The organism is Streptomyces sp. NRRL F-5650 (assembly GCF_000721365.1).
In the GTDB taxonomy this organism is placed as follows: Bacteria; Actinomycetota; Actinomycetes; order Streptomycetales; family Streptomycetaceae; genus Streptomyces; species Streptomyces ardesiacus.
The window spans coordinates 26,762-50,041 of sequence record NZ_JOGV01000050.1; the positions used below are offsets into that span (position 1 = coordinate 26,762).

19 protein-coding genes are annotated in these 23,280 nt (G+C 75.3%); 10 read left to right on the top strand and 9 right to left on the bottom strand.

Annotation, left to right across the window (positions count from 1 at the left end; all coding sequences use genetic code 11):
- The first annotated feature begins 35 nt into the window (after positions 1-35).
- On the top strand, positions 36-803 hold the full coding sequence (locus IG88_RS0132080) for a maleylpyruvate isomerase family mycothiol-dependent enzyme (protein ID WP_031048917.1): 768 nt from the start codon (positions 36-38) through the stop codon (positions 801-803).
- Positions 804-869: 66 nt separating this feature from the next.
- Here the strand turns inward: IG88_RS0132080 and IG88_RS0132085 are convergent, their stop codons facing one another.
- On the bottom strand, positions 870-2,189 hold the full coding sequence (locus tag IG88_RS0132085) for an SLC13 family permease (RefSeq protein WP_031048920.1): 1,320 nt from the start codon (positions 2,187-2,189) through the stop codon (positions 870-872).
- 568 nt (positions 2,190-2,757) lie between these two features.
- Between IG88_RS0132085 and IG88_RS0132090 the strand changes: the two genes are divergently transcribed.
- On the top strand, positions 2,758-3,285 hold the full coding sequence (locus IG88_RS0132090; RefSeq protein ID WP_031048922.1) for a hypothetical protein: 528 nt from the start codon (positions 2,758-2,760) through the stop codon (positions 3,283-3,285).
- 73 nt (positions 3,286-3,358) lie between these two features.
- On the opposite strand, the gene IG88_RS0132095 is transcribed toward IG88_RS0132090, so the two are convergent.
- Positions 3,359-4,579: an MFS transporter gene (locus IG88_RS0132095; protein WP_037837166.1), complete on the bottom strand. Its 1,221-nt coding sequence runs from the start codon at positions 4,577-4,579 to the stop codon at positions 3,359-3,361.
- Between the two features lie 541 nt (positions 4,580-5,120).
- On the opposite strand from IG88_RS0132095, the gene IG88_RS0132100 reads away from it, so the two are divergent.
- Complete coding sequence (locus tag IG88_RS0132100; RefSeq protein WP_031048927.1) at positions 5,121-6,155, top strand: NAD-dependent epimerase/dehydratase family protein; 1,035 nt, start codon at positions 5,121-5,123, stop codon at positions 6,153-6,155.
- 81 nt (positions 6,156-6,236) lie between these two features.
- Here IG88_RS0132100 and IG88_RS0132105 read toward each other — a convergent pair whose 3' ends face one another.
- The 4 genes from IG88_RS0132105 to IG88_RS0132120 all read right to left on the bottom strand — a co-directional run bounded on the left by IG88_RS0132105 (position 6,237) and on the right by IG88_RS0132120 (position 10,564).
- Complete coding sequence (locus IG88_RS0132105; RefSeq protein WP_031048930.1) at positions 6,237-6,800, bottom strand: hemerythrin domain-containing protein; 564 nt, start codon at positions 6,798-6,800, stop codon at positions 6,237-6,239.
- Positions 6,801-6,895: 95 nt separating this feature from the next.
- On the bottom strand, positions 6,896-7,429 hold the full coding sequence (locus IG88_RS0132110) for a DoxX family protein (RefSeq protein ID WP_031048932.1): 534 nt from the start codon (positions 7,427-7,429) through the stop codon (positions 6,896-6,898).
- 154 nt (positions 7,430-7,583) lie between these two features.
- Positions 7,584-8,075: a hypothetical protein gene (locus tag IG88_RS0132115; RefSeq protein WP_031048933.1), complete on the bottom strand. Its 492-nt coding sequence runs from the start codon at positions 8,073-8,075 to the stop codon at positions 7,584-7,586.
- Positions 8,072-10,564, bottom strand: coding sequence for a molybdopterin oxidoreductase family protein (locus IG88_RS0132120; protein ID WP_031048936.1), 2,493 nt, complete (start codon positions 10,562-10,564; stop codon positions 8,072-8,074). The genes IG88_RS0132115 and IG88_RS0132120 overlap by 4 nt, the downstream gene beginning before the upstream one ends.
- A 128-nt stretch (positions 10,565-10,692) precedes the next feature.
- Between IG88_RS0132120 and IG88_RS0132125 the strand changes: the two genes are divergently transcribed.
- Positions 10,693-11,340 (top strand): GNAT family N-acetyltransferase, encoded by a 648-nt coding sequence (locus IG88_RS0132125; protein ID WP_031048938.1) that lies wholly within the window; start codon positions 10,693-10,695, stop codon positions 11,338-11,340.
- Between the two features lie 307 nt (positions 11,341-11,647).
- Here the strand turns inward: IG88_RS0132125 and IG88_RS0132130 are convergent, their stop codons facing one another.
- Complete coding sequence (locus IG88_RS0132130; RefSeq protein ID WP_051852143.1) at positions 11,648-12,997, bottom strand: PP2C family protein-serine/threonine phosphatase; 1,350 nt, start codon at positions 12,995-12,997, stop codon at positions 11,648-11,650.
- 35 nt (positions 12,998-13,032) lie between these two features.
- On the opposite strand from IG88_RS0132130, the gene IG88_RS0132135 reads away from it, so the two are divergent.
- The 3 genes from IG88_RS0132135 to IG88_RS0132150 all read left to right on the top strand — a co-directional run bounded on the left by IG88_RS0132135 (position 13,033) and on the right by IG88_RS0132150 (position 16,747).
- Positions 13,033-13,446 carry an SRPBCC family protein gene (locus IG88_RS0132135; protein WP_031048941.1) on the top strand — a complete coding sequence of 138 codons (414 nt, stop codon included), beginning with the start codon at positions 13,033-13,035 and terminating at the stop codon, positions 13,444-13,446.
- 1,414 nt (positions 13,447-14,860) lie between these two features.
- The gene (locus tag IG88_RS0132145; protein ID WP_031048945.1) at positions 14,861-16,180 is read left to right on the top strand and encodes a cation:proton antiporter; all 1,320 of its coding nucleotides are present in this window, start codon (positions 14,861-14,863) and stop codon (positions 16,178-16,180) included.
- A gap of 123 nt (positions 16,181-16,303) precedes the next feature.
- A complete protein-coding gene (locus IG88_RS0132150; protein ID WP_031048946.1) occupies positions 16,304-16,747 on the top strand; it encodes a hypothetical protein in 444 nt (147 codons plus the stop codon).
- 188 nt (positions 16,748-16,935) lie between these two features.
- On the opposite strand, the gene IG88_RS0132155 is transcribed toward IG88_RS0132150, so the two are convergent.
- Positions 16,936-18,111, bottom strand: coding sequence for a S1 family peptidase (locus tag IG88_RS0132155; RefSeq protein ID WP_031048948.1), 1,176 nt, complete (start codon positions 18,109-18,111; stop codon positions 16,936-16,938).
- Positions 18,112-18,389: 278 nt separating this feature from the next.
- On the opposite strand from IG88_RS0132155, the gene IG88_RS0132160 reads away from it, so the two are divergent.
- The 3 genes from IG88_RS0132160 to IG88_RS0132170 all read left to right on the top strand — a co-directional run bounded on the left by IG88_RS0132160 (position 18,390) and on the right by IG88_RS0132170 (position 21,471).
- Entirely contained in the window at positions 18,390-18,896 is a 507-nt protein-coding gene (locus IG88_RS0132160) for an SRPBCC family protein (RefSeq protein ID WP_031048950.1), read from the top strand.
- The gene (locus IG88_RS0132165) at positions 18,889-20,526 is read left to right on the top strand and encodes a phytoene desaturase family protein (RefSeq protein WP_031048952.1); all 1,638 of its coding nucleotides are present in this window, start codon (positions 18,889-18,891) and stop codon (positions 20,524-20,526) included. Before IG88_RS0132160 ends, IG88_RS0132165 begins: the two co-directional genes overlap by 8 nt.
- A 66-nt stretch (positions 20,527-20,592) precedes the next feature.
- The gene (locus tag IG88_RS0132170) at positions 20,593-21,471 is read left to right on the top strand and encodes an SDR family oxidoreductase (RefSeq protein ID WP_031048954.1); all 879 of its coding nucleotides are present in this window, start codon (positions 20,593-20,595) and stop codon (positions 21,469-21,471) included.
- Positions 21,472-21,770: 299 nt separating this feature from the next.
- On the opposite strand, the gene IG88_RS0132175 is transcribed toward IG88_RS0132170, so the two are convergent.
- On the bottom strand, positions 21,771-23,276 hold the full coding sequence (locus IG88_RS0132175) for an FAD-dependent oxidoreductase (RefSeq protein WP_199807524.1): 1,506 nt from the start codon (positions 23,274-23,276) through the stop codon (positions 21,771-21,773).
- Between the last annotated feature and the right edge of the window lie 4 nt (positions 23,277-23,280).

The window sequence follows — 23,280 nt, forward strand, 5'->3', positions numbered from 1 at the left end:
TGCCGGGGGCCTGAGCCTGTGCTTGGCTCGGCGGCATGGAGTACACCCGATTCCTCGACTGCCTCGCGGCCGACCACGACCGGCTGCGGGCCGTCGTCGGCACGGACGCCGACGCCCCCGTGCCGACCTGCCCCGGCTGGACCGTCGCCGACCTGACCCGCCACGTCGGCGGGGTCTACCTGCACAAGACCGCAGCCATGCGCGACGGGGCCGAGCCCGAGCCCTGGCCGCCCGCGGAGTTCGCCGACGAGCCCCCGACGGCACTCCTCGACCGGGGCTACGCCGCGCTGCGCGCCGAGTTCGCCGCCCGCGCCCCCGAGGACCCGGCCGCCACCTGGTACGGCCCCGACCAGAGCGTCGGCTTCTGGATCCGGCGGATGGCGCAGGAGACCGTCGTCCACCGCATCGACGCCGAGCTCGCCACCGGCCGGCCCGTCACCGCCGTACCGGACGACCTCGCCGTGGACGGGATCGACGAAGTGCTCAAGGTGTTCGCCGCGTACGCCGTGGCCGAGTGGGGCGACTACTTCACCGGCATCCTGGACGGCTCGCCGGGCCGTACGTTCCTGGTGCGGGCCGGCGACGAGGCGGCGTGGCGGGTGCGGACCGGTCCGGGGGAGTTCACCGTCACGGACGGCGCGGGCGACGGCACCGCCGACGTGAGGCTGAGCGGCTCCCCGGAGAGCGTGCTGAGGTCGCTGTGGAACCGGGCGGGCGAGGGCGGGGACGGCGACGTACGGGTCGAGGGTGCGCCCGAGGCCGTGGCGGAACTGCGGCGCTGCCTCGTCGTCGCGACCCAGTGACCGGCGCCGGCCGGCGCCGACCCGCACTGACCGGCGCTGACGGGCGGGCACCGGCAGGGGCCGTACTCAGGTGCCGACGAGGCGCACCGCCACCCACAGGGCCGCCGTCGAGGCGGCGACCGTGGTGGGCACGGTGAGCAGCCCCAGCCGGGTGAACCGGCCCAGCTCCACCTCGATGCCCTGCCGGTGCAGGATGCGCCGCCACAGCAGGGTCGCCAGCGAACCGACGTAGGTCAGGTTGGGGCCCAGGTTCACGCCGATCAGCACGGCGAGGACCTGGGCGGGACCGGCGGGCGCGGCCAGCGGGAGCAGGGCCAGCACGGCCGGCAGGTTGTTGACGAGGTTGGCCAGCAGCGCGGCTACCGCCGCCACCCCGAGCAGCGCGGGCAGGGAGTCCCCGTCCGGCAGCAGCCGTTCCAGCCCCGAGGCGGCGCCGCCCGTCATCACCGCCCCCACCACGATGCCGAGGGCCAGCACGAACACGCAGAACAACGGCGCCGCGGCGCCCGCCAGCTCCCGGGGCGTGACATGGCGCCGGGCCAGCGCACGTCCGCCGAGCACCAGTACACCGCCGAGCGCCGCCCAGGCGGGCGCCACCCCGGCCGGCGAGGCCAGCGCGAACCCGGCCAGCGTGAGGGCCACGACGACGACGGTGAAACGGGGCACCGTCGGCGCGGGCGGCGCGGCCGGCCCGGCACCGGCCTCGTCGTCCGGCTTCTTCGCGGGCACGGGAGCGACCCGGGCGGGAGCGGCGGGCACGGGCTCGGCCAGGTCCGCGCGGAAGAACCGGCGGAACACGGCGTACTCCACGGCGATCGCGGCCGCCCAGGGCAGCGCCATCAGCACGGCGAACCGCGTGAAGGTCAGCCCGCTGGCCGTGAACGCCAGCAGGTTGGTCAGGTTGGACACCGGCAGCAGCAGCGAGGCGGAGTTCGCCAGGTGCGCCGTCGCGTACACGTGCGGGCGGGCCCGGGCGCCGGCCCGGGCCGCGGTGGCCAGGACCACGGGGGTGAGCAGGACGGCGGTGGCGTCCAGGCTGAGCACGGCCGTGACCGCGCAGGCCATGGCGAACACCCCGGCCAGCAGACGCCGCGGACTTCCCCCGCACCGGCGGGCCACGGCCGCGCCGACCGCCTCGAAGAGGCCCTCCTTCGCGCACAGGTACGCCAGCATCAGCACCAGCGCGAGGAAGACGATGACCGGCAGCAGCGTCCGGGTCTGCTCCCACGCCTCGCGCGGGGTGACCGTGCCGAGCGCCACCACCAGCACGGCGGCGGGCACGGCGGCCACCGCCTCCGGCAGGCCCCGGGGGCGCAGCACGGCGAAGGCGAGGACGCCCAGCAGCAGGGCGACGGGGACGGCCTCGGAGAGGACGGCGGTACTCAGGGCTTCTCCTCCACACCGGTGAACCGGGCGGGAACCCGGTGATCGGCGAACGGGATACAGGGTCGCACCCGGGGACGGGGCCGCGGCCGGCGGCCCGCGGTGCGGCGGAGTCCATGCCGCGGACCGGGGCAGGATCGGCAGCGTGGGCACCGTGGGCGCGGGCGGCGCGGGGCCGCCGGTGTCGTCCGGTTTCCTCGTGGGCGCGGGGTCGGTTCACGTGGGAGCGGCGCGCCCGGGGTGGGCCTCGCGTTGGCGGTTTTGTGGTCGTGCAGACCGTGTCGGGGTGGGGTGCGGCGGGGGCCATGCCGTAGGGGCGTGGGCGGCGCGGTGCGGTCGGTCCGGTGCTGGTGGTGGTGTTCGGTTTCTTCGTGGGGCGGGGTCGGTTCGCGTGGGAGCGGCGGCACGGGCCAGGCCCCGCGGGTCACGGCCGCGCCGACCGTACCGGGGTGCGGTGTGGCCGAGGCCACGCCGCGGGCGAGAGCCGTGCCATGTCCCGCGGGGCGCGCCGCGGGCTACCGTTTTCCACGGACCCGTGTTCCCCACGACGAGCAGTTCGGACGGCCCGGCAGTGCACACAGACCTCTCCCCCGTCATCGCGGCGACCGCGCAGTGGCTCCTGCGCGCCTACCCCGCCTCCGGCGGTGCGCTGGCCGACGCCCTGTGCGAGGCGCAGGCCCGGCAGGCCGTGACGGTGGCGGCCCGGCTGCGCTACCCCACCCCGATGGACGTCGCGCTGCTGGACGTGACGGGCCCCGGCGGCTCCGCCCGGCTCGACTGGATCACCGGCGCCGACGGCGCGCCGTCCGCCGATCCCGACGCGGACGCCTGGCGGACCTGGGTGGACGAGGTCGTCGCCAGTTGGGCGGCCTGTCTGCTGACCGACCCGGCGCTCGCCGGACCGGCCGTCGCCGCGCTGACCGGGGGCGGCGGCCCGGCCGGGACACCGGTGGAGTTCCGGCGCCTGCTCGCCCCCGACGCGGCGGACCGCCGGGCCGCGGCGCTGCTGCGCCACCCCGACCTCGTCGCCCCCGTCGCGGCCCTGCACCACGCCCAGCTCGTGACCCGGCTGGATCCGGGCCAGGCCCTCGTCGCCTGACCCCGCCCCTCGTCGCCCGACCCCGCGCCCGGCCGGGAACGCCCTGCGGGTACCTCGGCCACCCCGCACGGCCTCAGGCGGCCGTCTCCAGGTTCGCCACCGGAGACACCCGCGGCGCCGTCGCCAGGCGTCCGTGCAGGAGGTGGCCCGCACCGATGGCGGCGGCGATGACCAGCCCGCCCACGATCAGGGCGCCGCGGGCACCGGCCAGCTCCATCAGGAGGCCCAGCGCCGGAGGACCGCCCAGGCTCCACACCGTGCCGATGCTGCCCCACACGCCGAGCACCCGGCCGCGCATGCGGGCGGGCGGGTCGGTCTGCAGCACCGCCGTGCCCGCGGTGTCGGAGACGGACTCCACCACGGCCATCGGCAGCACCATCACCAGCAGGACGGCCAGCGACGGCGACATCCCCGCCACCACCTGCAGCAGCCCGCCCGCCGCCGCCAGCGCGCCCACCACCCGTACGGAGGGGCGGCGCAGCCGGGCGCCGAGCACGGCGCCGACGATGCCGCCGGCCGCCAGCACCGTGGAGACCGTGCCGAACGACCCGGCCCCGCCCGCCAGCGGCCCCGTGACCAGCACGGCCAGCGTCAACTGGTAGTTGCGGCCGAAGACGGCGCTCACGCCCGTGACCCCGGCCAGCGCCAGCAGCCGGGGACGGCGGGCGAAGAAGGCCAGCCCCTCGCGCACGCCCATGCTCTCCGGCGCAGCGGCGTCCTTCGCCGCCGCCCGGTGTCCGACCGCACCGCGCACCGGCCGCAGGAAGGGGATCACCGAGGCCACGAACAGGAACGACAGCCCGTTGGCGGCGTACGCGGCGGCCGTGCCCAGGAAGCCGACCGTCACTCCGGCGAGGGCGGCGCCCGTGAGCCGGCCCGCCTGGTGCACCAGCGCGCCCACTCCGATCGCGGAGGGCACGTCCTCGCGCGGGACGAGGTCGTTGCCCAGCAGGGAACACGCCGGGCCGTCCACGGTGGCGACGACGCCGGTGACGGCGGCCAGCACCATCAGCGAGGTCACGTCGAGCCGGTCCAGCGCCACCATGAGCGCGGTCACGAAGGCCACCGCGCCGAGCAGTGCCTGGCTGACCGCGGCGGTCAGCTTGCGCGGCCAGCGGTCCACGGCCGCCCCGCCGAACACGCTGATCAGCAGGGCCGGCGCGGCCTGGACCGACATGGACAGGCCCGTCGCCGCGGCGGACCCGGTGATCTGCAGCACCAGCAGGTTCTGCACGGTCATCTGCATCCACGTACCGGCGTTGGACACGAAGTTCGCGACCGACCACCAGCGCATGCTGCGGTACCGCAGGGAGCGCCACGGCGAGGCGGCCGCGGGCCGGGACGGCGCGGGAGCGGGAGGCGGCGGGGCGGAGACGGGGGAAGAAGACACAGGGCGCCACTCGAAGGCGGGTCGGGGGACCCGGAGGGGGAAACGGACGGGAACGAGTACGCCGGCTGCGTTGCGCGGCCGTTCCACTGAGCCGGAGACGGCGCCGACCATCGTGGCAGAAGGCACCGGCGAGTCCTCGCCGGTACGCGCCCCCGCCCGCTGCCCGGGCCGGCCAACAACCGTGGCCCGCGACGTACTTGGCGGGCCGAGTGGGCTTGCTCACAGCACGGGTGTGCGGCACCGGGCGCCGGACGGAGCACGACCGGCGGGCGTGACGGCGGTCACGGCGAGGCGGACCGGCGGCGGGCACCGGCGCATGTGAGCGGCCCGGCGGGGCACTCGGGGCGCGTTTCGGGCGCGCCGGGCGTGCCCCCGGGCGCAGCGCGCGCTCCGTGTCCGCACCCGGCGCTCCGGCAGTGCCTCGCCGAGGAGAAGGGTCGTCCTCATGATGCCGACGGCGGCGTTCAGCCGAGGGGAGTCCCGCGCGCCCTGGGACCGGGTCCTGGTGACCGGCGGCGCCGGATTCCTCGGCTCCCACCTGTGCACCCGGCTGCTCGACGCGGGCGCCGAGGTCGACTGCCTGGACAACCTCTCCACGGGGCGCGCCGAGAAGGTGGCCCACCTCGCGGGCCGCCCCGGCTTCCGCTTCCTCGAACGGGACGTCTGCGAACCCGGCTGCGCGGACGCCCTCCGGGGCCCCTACGACCTGGTCCTGCACCTGGCGGGTCCCGGAACCCTGGCAGCCCGGCCCCGGCAGCCCGTGGACGTCCTCGACACCGGCAGCCTGGGCACCCGCACCGCGCTGGCCGTCGCGGAGCGGGACGGCGCCCGGTTCCTGCTCGCATCCTCCCCGCCGGCGGGCCCCGCCGGCCCGGTGGGCGACGTACCGGACGACGCCGACCCGGTCCGGCCGCACAGCGTGCGCGCCGAGGCCGTCCGGTTCGCCGAGGCCCTGGTCGCCGCCCACGCGGGCGCCCACGGTTCGAACGCCGGGATCGTCCGGCTGTTCACCGGCTACGGCCCCGGCATGCGGACGGACTGCGGGGGCACCCCGGGCGCCCTCATCGAGCAGGCCCTGGCCGGACGGCCGGTCACCGTCCCCGGGGACGGCAGCCGCACCCACCCGCTGTGCTACGTCGACGACATGGTCGACGGCGTTCTGCTGGTCGCGGCCGGAAGCTCCGTGCGGCCCGTGGACCTCGGCGGCGACGAGGAGCCGACGGCCGCGGAGATCGCCCGACGGGTGATCGAGCTGACCGGCTCCCGCTCGCCGCTCAGGTTCGTCGAGGACACCGGGGACGAGCCCGTCGGGCCCCGGCCGGTCACCGGCTTCGCCCGCGAGATCTTCGGCTGGCTGCCGCGGGTCACCTGGCAGGAGGGCCTGGAACGCACCGTCGCCGCCCTCCGGGACCGGCCCGACCCGCTCCCGGAGGCGACCGGGGTGCCGGCGAAGGGGCGGACGGGGGAGTGGTGGACGTGAGCGGCGGGCCGTACCCCGACACGTGCCAGGGGCCCGTCGCCGTGGCGACGGGCCCCTGGCACGGGTGCCGGCGGGGGCCGCTCAGCCGGACTTGCCGCGCCCCGACAGCGCGTCCCGCACCCGGTCGACCATGCCCGCGCCGGGCGCGAGCAGCTTGTTCATCGGGGGCTTGTCCGGGGTGGAGGGATGCGGCCGGGTCGGCGCGGTCTTCTTCGCCCGGCGGACCTTCTCGCCCAGTTCGTCCAGGGCCTCGGCGGGACACGCCGCACGGAGCCTCGGGAACAGGTTGCCCTCCTCGTCGGCGACGTGCTCACGGATCTCGCTCATCAGCTTGCCGATCAGCCGGTCGAACTCGGCGTCGTCCGCCGCGAGTCCTTCCAGGTCCTTCATGATCTGCTCGGCGCCGGCGTGGTCCTCGAGCTCCTTGTCCGCGAGGGCGCCACCGCCCTCCACGTGCTCCCGGACCGCCGGGTACAGGTAGGCCTCCTCCGCCACCGAGTGCCGCACCAACTCGATCGTGGCCTGATCGGCGTACAGCTTGCGGTCCTTGTGACCGGGCGGCAGAGCCTCGATCCTGCCGAAGAGTTCCTCGACCTCACGGTGATCGGTCGTCAGCTCGTCGATGACGTTTCCGCCGTGTCCCATGTCCACCTCCAGAGGGTCGTGGCGGGCGCGGGAACGACCGCCACGGGCATCGGGAACGACCGGGTCCCCCCGAGCGTGGTGGGCTAACTCCCGCCTCAGACGCCGAGCCTGGCCCGGACGCCGCCCGCGCGGGACGCGGGACCGGCCGCGGCCCGGACCGAACGCTGCACCAGGTGGGCGTCGTGCCGCAGCCCCCGGGCGGCGTGCCGGCCGCGCCACAGCCACGAGGGCGCGCCGCCCGTGTCGTCTGCCGCGATGAGCAGCCCGCCCATCATCGACAGGTTCTTGAGGAAGTGGATGCGCTGCTGGGCGCGTTCGGACGGGTCCTCGGCGTTCCAGTACCGGTGCGCGGCCAGCGTGGTGGGCACCAGGGTCACCGCGAGGGCCAGCGCGGCCAGCCGCGGGCAGCGGCCGAGCCCGAGCATGAGGCCGCCCGCCACGTGCACGGCGCCGTTCAGCCGTACGAGTTGCTCCGTGCTGTCCGGCAGCACCGGAACGCGGTCGGCCACCGGCCGCACGACCGGCTCGGCCGCCGGGGCCACGTCCTGCGGCCTGCGCAGCGACTGCAGGCCGCCCGCGACGAACATCGAGGCGAGCATCGGCCGGCCGGCCAGACGCAGAAGACTCATGACGCTGTCTCGCTCTCTCCGAGGGGGTGTCAACGGGGGCATCGGCGGGGGCGTGCCCCCTGGGATCATCAGGTGCCCGTGGCGGCCCGCGCCATTCGGCGGCCGGGGCGCCACCGGCGCTCCCCAGTACCGTGCCCGGCGGGGAACCCGCAGGTCACAGGCTGGTGAGGAGCTGGGGCGACAGGTTCTTGACCATGGTGTTGGTCCAGCGCATCTGGCGCAGTGTCTGCGGGTGGCAGGAGGAGACGAGCGCCAGCAGTCCGCTGTCCTTCGACGCCTGTGCGGCCTGGGCGAGCATCTCCCAGTGCAGGGAGTTCTCCGCCGCCGCGAGGTGCAGTTCCCGCAGGTCGCGCAGGAGCAGCAGGCCCGGCTCCGGCCGGTGCACGACCGCCTCGGACGCCTTCTTCCGCAGCGTCGCCAGGACGCCGTCCGGGGAGTGGTCCGGCGGGTCGCCGAGGCTCACGCCGTGCTCCGCACCCGCTTTTGCGAGCCGCCGCACGTGCTCGCGGGACCAGGCCGAGAGGTCGGCGGCGACGTGGTGGACCTCGTGCTCGGTGCGGTGCCGCTCGGCGACGGTCACCAGGTCGTGCGCCAGGCGCCGTTCGCCCCGGTGCAGCGTGCGCAGGGTCAGGGTGATGCCGTTCACCGTGCGTCCTCCTGCCGGCCGTGCGGGAACGCGGCGGGTTCCTGCCGCGTCGTGTGCGCCGCCGGTCCGCCCGAGGTGGGCGGGGCGACGCCGGGGTCGGCGGGGGCCGACGCGGTGGTCGTCGGGGCGGGGGAGGGCCGGCCGTCCCCGCGTTCGACGAGGGTGAGCGCGGCCGCGGCCGTCTTGAACAGGGGCTGCTTGGAGACGGGGTCCCAGTCGGTGACGGTCGTCTCGTTCGCGGCCCGCCCGGGGGTGTCCCGGCCCGGCCCGGACCCGCCGGCGGTGTCCCAGTAGCCGTAGTGGAACGGCACGAAGAGGAGACCCGGGCGGATGCGGGTCACCCGCAGCCGCCCGCGCAGGGCGCCGCGCCTGCTGGTGACCTCCACCAGGTCCCCCTCGCCCAGACCGAGCCGCTCCGCGTCACCGGTGGAGATCTCCACCCACACGTCGGGGGCGGCGTCGTCGAGCTGGGGCGCGCGGCCGGTCTTCGTCCGCGTGTGGAAGTGGTACACGGTCCGGCCGGTCGTGAGCTGGAAGGGGTACTCCTCGTCGGGCTCCTCGTGCGGCGGCAGGTACGCGGCGGCCTTCAGCATCGCCCGGCCGTCCGGGTTGAGCGAGCGGTATTCCACGGCCTCCTGCGCCGCGCCGGTCACCAGGTCCTTGCCGTAGCTCTCGCACACGTCCGGGTGGGCCCAGGAGATGCCGTCCGTGTAGAGGCGCGCGGTGCCCCGCGGGTTCCGCTCGTCGCAGGGCCACTGGATGCCGCTGGTGTCGCGCAGCAGGGCGTAGGACAGCCCCGTGTAGTCGCACGGGCGGCCCGCACTGCACCGCTTCCACGCCTCGAACGCCGACTCCGGGCCGTCCCAGGTGACCAGCGGACCGCCGTCCTTGTCCCGGAAGTCCATGCGCCGCGCGTAGTCCAGGAAGATGTCCAGGTCGGGCCGGGCCTCGCCGGGCGGTTCCACCGCCTTCTCGGACAGGTGCACCGTACGGTCCGCGTTGGTGAGGGTGCCGGTCTTCTCTCCCCAGGTGGCGGCGGGCAGCACCACGTCGGCCAACTGCGCCGTCTCCGTCAGGTACAGGTCCTGGACGACCGTGAACAGCCGTTCCTGCGCCAGGATCGCGCGGATGCGGGAGAGTTCGGGCATCGAGACGGCGGGGTTGGTGCCGCTGATCCACAGCATCCTGAGCGAGCCCTGCTCGGCGTACCGGAAGATCTGCATCGCATGGGTCGGCGGCGCGTAGTGCGGGACGGTCTCCGGTTCGACGTTCCAGACCGCGGCGAGGTCGGCGACATGGGCGTCGTTCTGCCAGTTGCGGAACCCCGGCAGGTCGCCGTTGGCACCGCACTCGCGGGTGTTCTGGGCGGTGGGCTGGCCGTTCATCTGGAGCAGGCCGGCCCCGGGCCGGCCCAGCATGCCCCGGATCAGGTGCAGGTTGTTGACCTGGACGGCGGCGGCGGTGGCCTGGTGGGACTGGTAGACGCCCTGGAGGACGGTGGAGACCAACGCGTCGGTGGTGCCGACGAGTTCGGCCGCCTCCTCGATCCGGGCGGCGGGGACGTCGCAGATTCCCGCCGCCCACTTCGGCGTGCAGTCGGCGACGCGGGCGACCAGTTCGTCGAAACCGACGGTGTGCGCGGCGATGAAGTCGCGGTCGATCCGCCCGTGCCGGATCGTCTCGTGCAGCAGCGCGTTGAGCAGGGCGACGTTGGTGCCGACCCGCGGCGCGAGGTGTACCGCGGCGTGCTCGGCGACGCGGGTGGGGCGCGGGTCCACGCACAGCAGGCGCGGCGGGTCGGCCCCCTCGAAGCGGTCGAGGAGCCGCATCCACTGCACGGGCTGTGTCTCGGCGATGTTGTGGCCGAACAGCGCGACCACGTCGGCGTGGTCGAAGTCGTCGTAGCTGCCCGGCTGTCCGTCGCAGCCGAAGGTCTCCTTGAGCGCCTCCGCCGCCGTCGCGGTGCACAGCCGGGTGTTGCCGTCGAGGTGATGGGTGCCGATGCCGGCCCGGGCCAGGACCGTGAGCGTGTAGTACTCCTCCAGGAACAACTGGCCGGTGGTGTAGAAGCCGATCGAACCCGGCCCGCGTTCGTCCAGCAGCGCGCGCGAGCGGGCGGCCACCAGGTCCATCGCCGTGTCCCAGTCCGTCTCGGTCAACCGCCCGCCGCGCCGTACCAGCGGACGGGTCAGCCGGTCCCGGGAGGCGTTCGCCTGCCAGCCGAACAGGTCCTTGGGGCCGAGCCGCCCGCGGTTGACCCGGTCCACGTCCCGGCCCCGTACGCCCACCATCCGGCCGTCGGCGACCGCGATGTCCATCGCGTCGCCGTCCGAGTGCAGGATCGACGCGGACTGCACCCAGCGCTGCACCGCGCCGGGCTCCACGCCGTCCGCGAGGAACGTGTCCACCCGGGCCGGCCAGGTCCCGTGCCGCCCGTAGGGCACCCTCGGGCCCCACGGGCGCGCGATCCGGTCCGTCGCATCCTCCATCGTCGGCCTCCTGCCGGCCTTCCGTCCGCGCTCCGTCGCCGGGCACTGGCGGGGCGCCGGGTACCCGGGGGCGGAGGGTCGAAGCGAAAGCAGTTGTGGGAGCGCTCCCAAGCGGGCAGGATGCTGCGGTGACAGCGACCGCATCCGTACGTCCCTACCGCCCGGCCGACGCCCCGGCCCTCGACGACATCTGCATCCGGACCGCGCACAACGGCCGCGACAGCCGGCCCGTGTACGCCGACCCCGCGATCCTCCCCGCCATCTTCGCCGCCCCCTACGTCCACCTCGACCCGGACCTGGCCTTCGTGCTGGACGACGGCGAGGGCCGCGCCGTCGGCTACATCCTCGGCACGGCGGACACCGCGCGCTTCGCCGGGGAGTTCCGCACGAAGTGGCTGCCGCGGGTCGCCGACCGGTACCCCGCGCCGAAGGCCCCGTCCGCCGACCGCACCCCGGACGAGGTCATGGCCGGGCTGCTGCACGACCCGGAGCGCATGATCGTCCCCGAACTGGCCGCGTACCCGGCCCATCTGCACATCGACCTGCTCCCCGACTGGCAGGGACAGGGCCACGGCCGCACCCTGATGCGGACGTTCTGGCGTGCCCTGCGCGAGCGCGGCGTCCCGGCCGTCCACCTGGTCATGGCGACCGCCAACACCCCGGCCAGGGCCTTCTACGACCGCCTGGGCTTCCACGAGATCAGCGCGGCCGGACTCGACCCCGCCGACGTCACCTGCCTCGGACGTACGACGGGGGAGGAGACGGGCCGGTCCTGACGGGCCGGACGCGACGGCCCCGACGAGCGGGGGGACGGCCGGGCCGCGCCCGGCCGGCAGACGTCGAAGGCAGGGAGGATCGCCTGGGCGCGGGCGACGGAGCGGTCCTCGTGAGGTGCCTCGCGCCCGGGGGCCGTGCCTGCCTGCCCGGCGGTGGGGCGCGGTTCGGAGACGCCGGCGTCCGGGCCGCGGGCCCGGCCGTCGGCGGGCTGCCTCGTCGCCCGTCCCCTTCCCCGGCTGATCGCCGTCGCGGGGGCGGACCGGCCGCCGCCCCTGTGCGCGGTACCCGGCGCCGTACCGCCGGCCGTCAGCCCGACTGGGGGCGCGGGAGGGTCCGCCCGCCCCGCGGCGGCGGCCGCCACTCGAACATCAGGAGCGTCGCGTCGTCCCGCAACTGGCCCTTCTTCATGTCCAGGATCGAGTGGATCAGACGGCGCAGGGACTCCGGCGCCAGCTCACCGCCGGCGGTGGCCCTGATGACGTAGTCGCCGAAACGCTCCAGGCCCAGCAGCTTCGCCTCCCGGGTCCGGGCCTCCACCACACCGTCGGTGTACATCAGCACCCGGTCCCCCGGCTTCAGCGCGATCTCGTGCACCCGGCGCTGCTGGGAGGTGAGCAGGGAGGGCATGCCCATGGGCGGGTCGGTGTCACGCTCCATGGCGTCGATGAGCAGCCGCTCGTCACGGATCAGGATCGGCGCCGGGTGACCGCAGTTGACCCAGTGCAGCAAGCCGGTGACCAGGTCGAGCTGTGCCACGACCGCCGTGCAGAACTTGTCCGGGAGCCAGCAGGACAGCGCCTCGTCCACGTTCCGCACCAGCTCGGGCAGGTGCAGACCGGTGCGCCGGGCATTGCGGCAGGCGGCCAGCGACACGGTGGTGGTGAGTCCGGAGGCCAGGTCGTGCCCCATGGCGTCCATGACGGCCACGTGCAGCGTCGTCTCGGTCAGCGCGTGGTCGAAGGCGTCGCCGCCGATCTCGTAGGCCGGTTCGAGCACCGCCGTGGACACGACGTTCCCGTCGCCGATGGTGCGCGGCGGCAACAGGGCGCGCAGCAACTCGGCCGGCAGTTGCATCCGCTCGGTGCGGGTGTGCCGGACCACGGAGTCCTCGAACAGCCGCTTGGAGGTGATCACCATGGCGAGCAGCGAGGCGAGCGCCCGGCCGCGGGTCAGCGAGGACGCGGTGAGGGCCGGCTCGTCGACGGCCAGTACGCCGAGCCGTTCCGCGCCGTCGAGGAGCGGGAACCAGGCGGTGATGCCGCCGCCCGTCGCGGACTCCTCCACCCGCAGCGACTGCGTGCGGTAGGCCCAGCCCGCCAGGGAACCGTCGACCGGCAGCGTCGGCGCCACGGCCGTCTGGGGGACGAGCCGGCGCTGCTGGAGGTCGACGAGGTAGACGACGGCGTGCCGCAGCCCGAGCGCCTTGGCGGAACGCGCGGTGGTGGCGCGCAGGTCCAGGTTCAGGCGGGCCGGATCGGCGAGGAACCGGCTCAGCGCCGCGTCGCCCGGGTCCGGCGTGGCCACGTCGTCTCCTCTCGTCGCAAGCCCGCCGCGGCGGGGACGGTGCCCAGCAGTCTGGCACCGGGCTCCCGGCCCCGCCCCCCGAGCCGGTCGTCCGGGTAGCGCTTCGGTCCCGGCAGAAGGGGCACGCGTCACCACGTACGACCCCGAGCACGGAGGAGTGGTGCCGCATGACCGAGTACGAGCGATCCCGCACCATGCCCGCCCAGCCCGAGCAGGTCTTCGACCAGGCCGCGAACGTCGGACAGCTCGCGACCTGGCTCCCCGGCGACCTGCACGTGGAGCCGGAGGAACCGCCCGCCGTCACCGTCCACGAGGACCGCACCGACCAGGACACCTCCGCCCTGCTGCGCGCCCGGCCCGAGCAGATGCGGCTCGAATGGGGCACCCGCGAGCAGGGCAGCTACGCCGGCTGGCTGCAGGTCGCCGGACTGGACAGCGGGGCCAGCGAGGTCACGGTGCACCTGTCGTTCTTCGACGACAGCCACGACCCGGGACGGGGGACGGTGACCGAGGCCCTCGACGGCAGCCTGCGGCGGCTGGAGGAGCAGGTGCGGATGCGCACCGACAACGCGGCCGGCTGAACCCGCTGCCGGACCGCACCCCGGCACTGCTCACCGAGGGCTGCGCCTGGCTGCCCGACCCGCGTCCGCGACGGCAGCCGCCCCGTGCCGCGCACCCTGACGCCGCGTCACGCGCACCCGTTCAGGGCCGGTTGGCTGATCGTTTGCAGCCGTCCGGGTGCGCATCCGTCCCGGGCGGCCGAACCGGCGGTCACCCGAATGGACCCCGCGCGCTACTGGTCGCGGCCGAACCGGTGTCTCCTGGTGGGTGTCAGCGGCGTCCAGGCTGGGAGGCCGATCATGTACGAAATGTGCGTGGGCCCGGAGAAGGCGGGCGGAGCGTTGGTGTGGCACGTACTGTCCAAGCAGGCCGCGGCCACACTCTGCGGACAGCAGCTCCGCGAACGCAGAGAAGCATCCGACGGTGAACGGGCGCGTCATTGCCCGGACTGCATGGCTTCCTTCGAGAAGTTGATGGCAACCACACCGTGCTGACGGACCGTCCGCAACCCGTCCGCCTCGCCGCTCCGCGCGGCGGGGCGGACGGCGTGACGGGGCCGGACACCGGGGGCCGCTGCTGACGATCACTCGGTCGGCGCAGAGTCATGACGAGAGGCCGGGGAAGACGCGGGTCGTGCCCCGCCGCGCGCCGTCCTCCCGCGCACGGGGCGGCAGGGTGCGCCGCGGCCGGGATCCCCGAGTCGGCCGCGGCGTGCCCGCATCGGGCCGCCGAGCGGCCTTTCCACCCGGCCCGCCGATGGGTGTCGGCCGCCGGAGCATTTGGGTGTCGTCCCCGATGGCCGCGCGGTGGCAGAGCGTGTGACAGTGGACCGACGCCGCGCCCCGGGGGTTTTTCGGGGGCCGGGGGAGGTTGTCGCGGAAGCCCTGTCCCGCCCGTTCGCGGGCGGTGCCGCATGGTCCGGCGCGGATGCGCCGTGCCCGCCCGGGCGCCGGTCGGCCGACGGGCGGCACGGTGGCGTACGCCGCGGACCGGAAGCGGCCCGGGGCACGGGCGCTCGCCGTCCGGGCCCGGTGCCGGCCCGCGGGTTTCCCGCCCCGAGCGGTGTCACGCCACGCGGCGTGGCGGTCCGGGGCCGCCCGGCCCGGCACGACGATGCGGCACGACGACGTGTGGCACCAAGACGTATGCCACGGCGACGTTCGACACAGCGACGTGTGGCACAGCGACGTGCCGCACGACGACGTGCCGTGCGACGGCCGCGGCACGTCCGCGCACGACCCGGCCGGCACGACCTGACGACGTACGACCTGAAGATGCACGACCCGAGGACGCACGACCCGACGACGCAAGACCCGACGACGCAAGACCTGACGACGTACCACCCGACTACGCACGACCGACGAAGGAGAATGCGCATCCATCCCCGTCAAGTGAAGCCCTTGCGACCCTGCGCGCGCGTGAAGGCGGTGACCCGTGGGACACGCTGACACCCTGCTCGCCATGGGCGGTGCCTTCGTGGCCGCCGCGTTCCTCGCCCGCCTCGGCGGCAGGATCGGACTGCCGACGATCCCCCTGTTCATGCTCGCCGGCATCCTGCTCGGCCCGCACACACCGGGCCTGGTCCTGGTGGAGGACGCGCACGACTTCGAGATGCTCTCCGCACTCGGACTGGTGCTGCTGCTCTTCTACCTGGGGCTGGAGTTCCACCTCGACGACCTCAAGAGCGGGGGCAAACGGCTGCTGACCGCCGGGGGCGTCTATCTGCTCCTGAACGTCGGCGCCGGGCTCGGCTTCGGCTTCGTCCTCGGGTGGGGCGTGCGCGAGGCGCTGGTCCTGGCGGGCGTCCTCGGCATCTCCTCGTCCGCGATCGTCACCAAGATCCTCATCGACCTGGGCCGGATCGGACGCCCCGAGACCCGGCTCATCCTCGGCGTCATCGTCGTGGAGGACATCTTCCTCGCGCTGTACCTGGCCGCCCTGCAACCGGTCATCTCGGGCGCGCACGGCCTGGCCGACACGGCGCTGCAGGCCGGCAAGGCCTTCGGCTTCCTGCTGGTGCTGGCCGCCGCCGCCCGTTACGGCACCCGGCTCGTGGGCCGGCTGATCAGCACGCGGGACAACGAACTGCTCGTGATCAGCTTCCTCGGCGCCGCCGTGCTCGTCGCCGGGGTCTCCGAAACCCTCGGCGTCGCCGACGCGATCGGCGCCTTCATGGTCGGCCTGATCCTCGCCGGCACTCCCTCGGGGCCGCGGATCAGGGAGCTGGTCCACCCGCTGCGCGACGCCTTCGCGGCCATCTTCTTCTTCGCCTTCGGCCTCGCCATCGACCCCGGCGACCTCGCCTCGGTCGCCGGTCCCGTCGCCGCCGCGGCGGCCCTGACCGTCGTCATGAACGTCGTCGCGGGACTGTGCGTCGCCCGGGTGTACCGCTACGGCAGCGAACCGGCCGCGGAGATCGCCACCACCCTGGTCGCCCGGGGCGAGTTCGCGCTGATCCTGGCCGCCATGGCCGCGGGCGCCGGACTGGACGCGCGGCTCGCTCCCTTCATCGCGGGGTACGTGCTCGTCCTCGCCGTCCTCGGACCCGTCGTCGCGGGGCGCGCCCACGTACTCGCCCGTGCGCTGCGGGCCGCGGGCCGGCTGCTGCCCGGGGCTGCGGCAACGGCCGCGGCACCGGGCGGGAGCGGCGAGGGGACGGAGACGGACAAGGACAGTCGTCCGGTGCCGGCCGGGGCCTCCTCCTCGTCCAGCTCGCCGCTCTCCACCTCGGAGCACGCGGAGGCGGAGCGTTAGCCCCGTCCGCCCCGGCGCGGTGCCAAGGCGGAACACCACGTGCCCGGTGGGACAATCTGCCCACAGGAGCGTGGTCACGCCGCCGTGGCCGGACGCGTCCGGGACCGGAAGGAGCCAGTCAGCATGATCGAGTGGGTGCCCCTGGGCAGCGGTGCCAGACCCGTTCCCAGGCCGGTCGCGGCCCCCCTGGTGTGGGCCGGGGCGTTCGGCGGCGCCCTCCTGCTGGTGGGGCTCCTCAACGGAACCGTCGGCTCGGGACGTCCGGGTCTCGCCCTGGTCGCGCTCTCGCTGCTGGCGGCCCTGCTCGGCCTGTGCGCGCCGTTCGCGGCCGCACCGGGGACGGCCGTACTGTGCTGGCTGTCCCTCAACGGCTTCGCCATACCGCCGGCCGGCACCCTCACGTGGGCCGGCCGGCGGGACGCGTTGTGGCTCGCCTGCCTGCTGGGCGCGGCCCTCGTCGGTACGGCGCTGGCCCGCCTGGTGCACGCGCGGGCCGCCTACCGCCGGCTGACCACGGCGACGGGCCCCGACGCACCGGAGCCGGGGACCGGTCCCGGCGACGTCTGAGCCCACCCGGGCCCGCGACTTGGGCTCCCGCTCCGGGCTCGCGCCCTGGGCCCGCGACTTGGGCTCCCGCTCCGGGCTCGCGCCCTGGGCCCCGTGCCCCGGACCGGCGGCCGTTGGGTGCCCGAGGCGCCGGCGGTGGGGGAGGGCCGGGCGGAGAACGTCCCGGCCCTCCCCGTCACCCCGCCCGGTCAGGCCGTGTGGAGGGTCAGGCCGTAGCGGTTGAGGATCTCGTTGACCGGCTGGAACCAGGTCTCCCCGCCGCTGGAGCAGTTGCCCCAGCCGCCCGAGGTGACGCCCTGTGCCTGGTCACCGCTGATGAAGGAGCCGCCGGAGTCGCCGCCCTCGGCGCACACACTGGTCTTGGTGAGCTGGTGCACCACGGAGCCGTCGCTGTAGTTGACCGTCTCGTTGTGGGCGAGCACCGTGCCGCAGTGCCAGTGCGTGGTGGAGCCGGAGCGGCAGATCGACGCACCCACGGGCGCCACGTTCGAACCGCGCACGAGCTGGTCGGAGACCGTGCCCCAGCCGAGCACGACCGGCACCGTCCACCAGCCGCTGCCCACGCTGACCCACGCGTAGTCGTTGTCGGGGAAGGAGGAGCCCTGGAACGTGCCGATGTACGAGCCGTCCCAGCCGCTGACCCCGGCGCCGGCCCGGCCGCAGTGCCCGGCGGTCACGAACCCGCCGTGCACGGAGAAGCCGATGGAGCAGCGGACGTTGCCGGTGTAGTACGGGTCGCCGCCGACGGTGCCCGCGGCGAAGGTACCCGGCGCCGACGGCACCGCGCGCACCGTGACCGGTCCCGTCTCGCGGGCCTGCTGCAAGAAGTGCCGGACATCGTTGTCAGCCTGCTCGCCGGCGACCACGTCGACGACCACGGTGCCGGCGCGCTGGTCGACGTGCCAGCCGCTGACACCGGCGGGTGCGTCGAGGCGGTCGACGCGGGCCTTGGCCGCGTCGAGCTGCCGCGCACTGTGCTCGACGGTGCGCACCTGTGCGCCGGTGGCGCGCACCGCCCGCACGGTCGAGGGGGCGGCGTCGGAGGTGACGGCCACGGTGAGTTTCCCGGCGTCGGCGTCGAACCACGAGCCGCCGAAGGCCGATCCGGCGGCCCGGCGTGCCACCGGTTCCAGCTCGGTGGCCTCGCGTTCGGCCGCGAGCCGGTCCTCGGCCTGGTCCCGGGTGAGGCCGAAGTCGCGCTGCATGGCGTCCAGGAGGCCGGCGGAGGCGGGCCGTTCGTCGACGGAGGCGGCGGGGGCGGCGGGGGTGTCGGCCGCCGAGGCCGGCAGGGTGCCGACGGCGGTGAGGCTGCCGAGCACGAGGAGTCCGGCCAGGCCGAGGTGCCTGAGTCTGCTGCGTCTCACGGAGTTGCCCTTCGTCGTTCCAGCAAAGGTGGGGGTGGAACAGGTGGCGTGGCACAACCGCGGTTTGAGAGCGCTCTCGTCGGGTCGCTTCGAGCTTAGCCAGCCCGAGTCTTCAGGTCCATGCCAATGCAGGGCCTTTCCCTGCCGCCGGTCCGCGCTCCCGGGAGACGCCCGGGCGATCCGACGCCTCCGCCCCGGTTGGCCGGCCGCCGACGGGGCACTCAGGCTCCGTCCTCGCAATGACGGCCCGCAGCGGCCACTGGACGTGGGAGGCACACGTGGCGGTTCGGCACCGGCTGATCCAGGCGACCCCGGAGGCCGTCTGGGACGTCCTCGCGGACGGCGACGCCTACGTGCAATGGGTCGTCGGCCCCTCGAAGGTCACCCCCAGGGACGGGCGGTGGCCGCAGGTCGGGGCGACGATCGCGTACGAGGTGCGGCTCGGGCCGCTGCTGCTGGACAACGAGTCGGTGGTCAGACGATGCGTGGAGGGCTCCGTGCTGGAACTGGAGGCCAAGGCGGGCCGGCTCGGCACCGCGCGGATCGCCGTCGAACTGCGCCCGTGGGGCGAGCAGTGCCTGGTGATCGTGGACGAGCACCCCCTGCGCGGTCCCGGCGGCCTGCTGCACAACGTCGGCGTCGAGGCGCTGATCCAGGTACGGCACCGCGCCATGCTCGCCAGACTCGCCAAGCTGTGCGAGTCCCGCGCCGGCGACCGGTGCCGTCCCGACCCGCCCGACTCGGTGGGCGAGGTGCACCGCGGGTGGGGAACCGGCCGTGCCTGACGCCGTCGACGCCGTCGATGCCGTCGTGGTGGGAGCCGGACCCAACGGCCTGGTGGCGGCGAACCTGCTGGCCGACGCGGGCTGGAGCGTGACGGTCCTGGAGGAGCAGCCCGAGCCGGGCGGCGCCGTGCGGCACGACGAGGCGGTCGCCCCCGGCTTCGTCAACGACCTGTTCAGCTCCTTCTACCCGCTGGCCGCCGCATCCCCGGTCCTTCGCGGACTGCGCCTGCAGGAGTACGGGCTGTGCTGGGCGCACGCACCCCATGTACTGGCCCACCCCCTGACCGACGGCACCTGCGCCGTCCTCGACCGCGACCTCTCCACCACCGCGGCCTCGCTCGACGCCTTCGCACCCGGGGACGGCGCCGCCTGGGAACGGCTGCACGAGGTGTGGGACCGCTACCGGGCCGACATCGTGGACGCCCTGTTCACCCCCTTCCCGCCGCTGCGCGCCGGTGCCCGGCTGGCCCTGCGGCTGCGCGGAGCGGGCGGACTCAGGCTCGCCCGCACCCTGGTCCTGCCGGTGCGCCGCATGGGCGAGGAGGAGTTCCGCGGCGAGGGCGGCAAACTGCTCCTGGCCGGCAACGCCCTGCACGCCGACCTCGCCCCCGAAGCGGCCGGCAGCGGCGGCTTCGGCTGGCTGATGTCGATGCTCGGACAGACCTACGGCTTCCCCGTGCCGGTCGGCGGCTCCGGCGCCCTCACCGAGGCCCTGGTCCGACGGCTGCGTGCCCGGGGCGGCACCCTGCACTGCGGGCGGCGCGTCGACCGGGTCCTGGTCCGCGACCGGCGCGCGGCCGGTGTGCGCACCGCCGACGGGGATGCCGTCACCGCCCGCCGCGCCGTCCTCGCGGACGTGTCCGTCCCCGCCCTCTACGGCAGGCTCGTCGCCCCGGCGGACCTGCCGGACCAGGTCCGCGGCGACCTGCGGCGCTTCCAGTGGGACTTCGCCACCTTCAAGGTGGACTGGGCGCTGGACGGCCCCGTGCCCTGGCGCTGCGAGGAGGCGGCGGGGGCGGGCACCGTGCACCTCGCCGACGGCCTCGACGAACTCACCCGGTTCGCCGCCCAGATCGCCATGCGGCAGGTCCCCGACCGCCCCTTCTCGCTCTTCGGCCAGATGACGACCACCGACCCGACCCGCTCACCGGCCGGCACCGAGTCCGCCTGGGCCTACACCCACGTCCCGCACGACATCCGCGGCGACGCGGGCGACGAGGGCATCACCGGGAGCTGGGACGGACGGGAGCGGGAACTGATGGCCGACCGGGTCGAACGCCAGGTGGAACGGTTCGCGCCCGGATTCCGCGCCCTGGTCCGGGCCCGGCGCGTGCTCGCCCCGCCCACGCTCCAGGCCATGAACGCCAACCTGGAGGGCGGCGCCATCAACGGCGGCACCACCGCCATGCACCAGCAACTCGTCTTCCGGCCCGTGCCCGGCACCGGACGGCCGGAGACACCGGTGACCGGTCTCTTCCTCGCCTCCGCGGGCGCCCACCCGGGAGGCGGGGTGCACGGCGCACCCGGCGCCAACGCGGCGCGCGCCGCCCTGCGCCAGCACCGGTTCGCGGGCCTCGCCCGGCTGCAGCGGTCCCTGACCCGACGCGACCGGGCCGGTGACCGGTGCTGACCGCGAGCGGGCGCCGGTCCGGGCCGGTCCGTGACGTCTCCGAGGAACCGAGGGAAGGGCCGACCGGTGAACGACAGTCCCCTTGACCACCGCACCGTCGTGGTGACCGGCGCCGCGCGCGGACTCGGCGCCGCCCTGGCCCGCGCGTGTGCCCACCGAGGCGCCCGGCTAGCCCTGCTCGGCCTGGAGAAACCGCTGCTGGACGCCCTGGCGGCGGACCTGCCGACCCCGGCGCTCGCCGTCGAGACCGACGTCACCGACCCCGCGGCGCTGGCCGACGCGGCCGACGAGACCCGCCGGCGCCTGGGCAGACCGTCGGTCGTGGTGGCCAACGCCGGCATCGCCCACGGAGGTCCGTTCGCCACCTCGGACCCCGCCGAGTGGCGCCGCGTCGTGGACGTCAACCTGACCGGCAGCGCCCACACGGCCCGCGCCTTCCTGCCGGACCTGCTCGACACCGCGGGCTACCACCTCCAGATCGCCTCGCTGGCGTCGCTCGGCGCCGCCCCCATGATGAGCGCCTACTGCGCGGCCAAGGCCGGTGTGGAGGCCTTCACCCACTCGCTGCGCGCGGAAGTGGCCCACCGCGGCGTCGCCGTGGGCACCGCCTACCTGAACTGGATCGACACCGACATGATCCGCGACGCCGACCGGTACCCGGTCCTGCGTCAACTGCGCGCGCACATGCCGCCCCCGGCCCGCCGCACCTTCCCGCCCGAGGACGTCGCCGCCCGGCTGGTCCGCGCCGTGGAGCGCCGCCGTACCGCCGTGTACGTGCCGGGCTGGCTGCGCCTGGTCCAGTGGGGACGCGCGACGCTGCCGCCGACGGTCGTACGGCTGTCCCGCCACGAACTGCCCCGGATGGAGGCCCAGGAGCCCCTTGGCCACACCGGCCCGCTGGGCGCGGGCGGACAGGCCGACCGCACAGCGGACCGGGGACGCTAGCCCCGGCGGGACCCGGGCCCCGGGACCGGGCCGGGCCCGGCGGCGAACCGCCCCCGCCTCGGCCGGTTTCCCGACGTGGGCCCCGGGGCGACGGCCGACGCGCGGCGGCGCCCGTCCCGTCCCGGCGGGTCGGTCTGGCCCGGGTCCGGGCGGGGTCCTGGTGGCGAGTCGCCCCCCGTCGGGGCTGGTTTCACGGCGGTGGGTTCCGGAGGCGGCGGGCGATCGGTGGCAGCGCCCCGCGCGGCGCGCCCGCGGTTGTCCGTGCGGGTGTGCCCCGATCCGCCGCGGCCCCGTCCGTCTCAGTGTGCCCCGAACCGCCGTGCCAGGGCCCGCAGCGGTGCGGACCGGCCCCGGTCGGGCACCGTCCACAGCGTCTCGCCCCGCACCCCCCACCGCTCCAGCAGGGCGCCCGCGGCGAGGAAGCCGGAGGTGGCGGCGCGCTCCATCAGCGCCACCGGCAGATCCGTACGGACCAGGTCCCCGGCGACCACGACGGCCGGGTCGGGGGTGCGCACCGTGGGACGGTCGCCGTAGCCGCCGACGGCGAACAGCGGGCAGTCCGCCCGCCACTCGTGCCGCGCGGCGAGCACGCGGGCCCGGCGGGTCTCCGGATACACCCGGTGCAACTGGTCCACGAGACGCTTCTCCTCCACCTCCCGGACAGCCCCCGACGGCACGGCGTAGGCGTGCAGTTCGACGACGCAGCCGCCGGTGCGCGCAGCCCACCGGGCCGCCTCGCCCTCCCAGTGGGACAGCACGCTGACGTTGTCCAGCGAGCCGTAGCCGCTCGTGCCGAGGAACCCGGGCCGGCCGGGGGCGACCGGGCGGTCCAGCCACAGGCGGGAGACCAGGAACGGCGGGGCGTTGCGCAGCCGTGCCACCCGCGCGCGCCAGCCGGCGTCCCCCAAGTGCGGCGAGCGGCTCACCACGCCGCGCAACCCACCGACGTCCATCGCGAGCACCACGGCGTCGTACGGGCGGGCCCCGGCGGCGTCGACCACGAGCCGCCCGCCGGAGGGACCGGGCCGGACGGCCTCGACGGACGTGCTCGTGCGGATCTCGACGCCGTGCCGCACCAGGTGCCCGGCGAGGGGGTCCCACAGCGCCTGCGGGAACGGCTCGCGCGGCACGTCGAAGAGCAGCCCCTCGCTGGAGCCGAGGAAGTAGATGTGGAACATCAGGGCCATCTCCGCGGCCGACAGCTCGCCCGGGTCGGCGAAGAAGCTGCGGGAGAACACCTCGAAGGCCAGGTGCCGGGCCGCCGCGGGAAAGCGCAGGGAGTCGAGGAAGGCGTCGGCGCTGACGCCGTCCAGGCGCTCGTGGACGCGGCGGGTACCGACGTCGAGGAGCGGCAGCGCGGCGGCGGGCCGCAGTGCCGCCAGGTCCCGCAGCCCGAAACTGGGACTCAGCGCGACGAAGGCGAGGGCGCTGAACGGGGGAGTGCGCGGAATCCGGCGGAAGCCGTCGTGCAGCCCGCTGCTGTGCCGCAGGGGGTAGTCCGGCAGCCCGGTCAGCATGGCGAGGCCCGGATCGCACCGGCGCAGCAGGCTCCGCAGGTTGTAGTACTGGCGGAAGAAGGCGTGGAAGCCGCGGCTGATCGTGGCGGGCGTGCCGTCCGGCAGGGTGACCGCCCGGCCCGCGACCCGGCCCCCGAGCACGGGCTCACGCTCGTGCAGCACGACGCGCACCCCGCGCTCGGCCAGGAGGGTCGCCGCCGCGAGCCCCGCGATGCCGCCGCCGACCACCGCCACGGACGGCGGCGCGTCGCCCTCGACCCGCTCCCGGCCCGGCCCGGGCGGCAGCATCCGC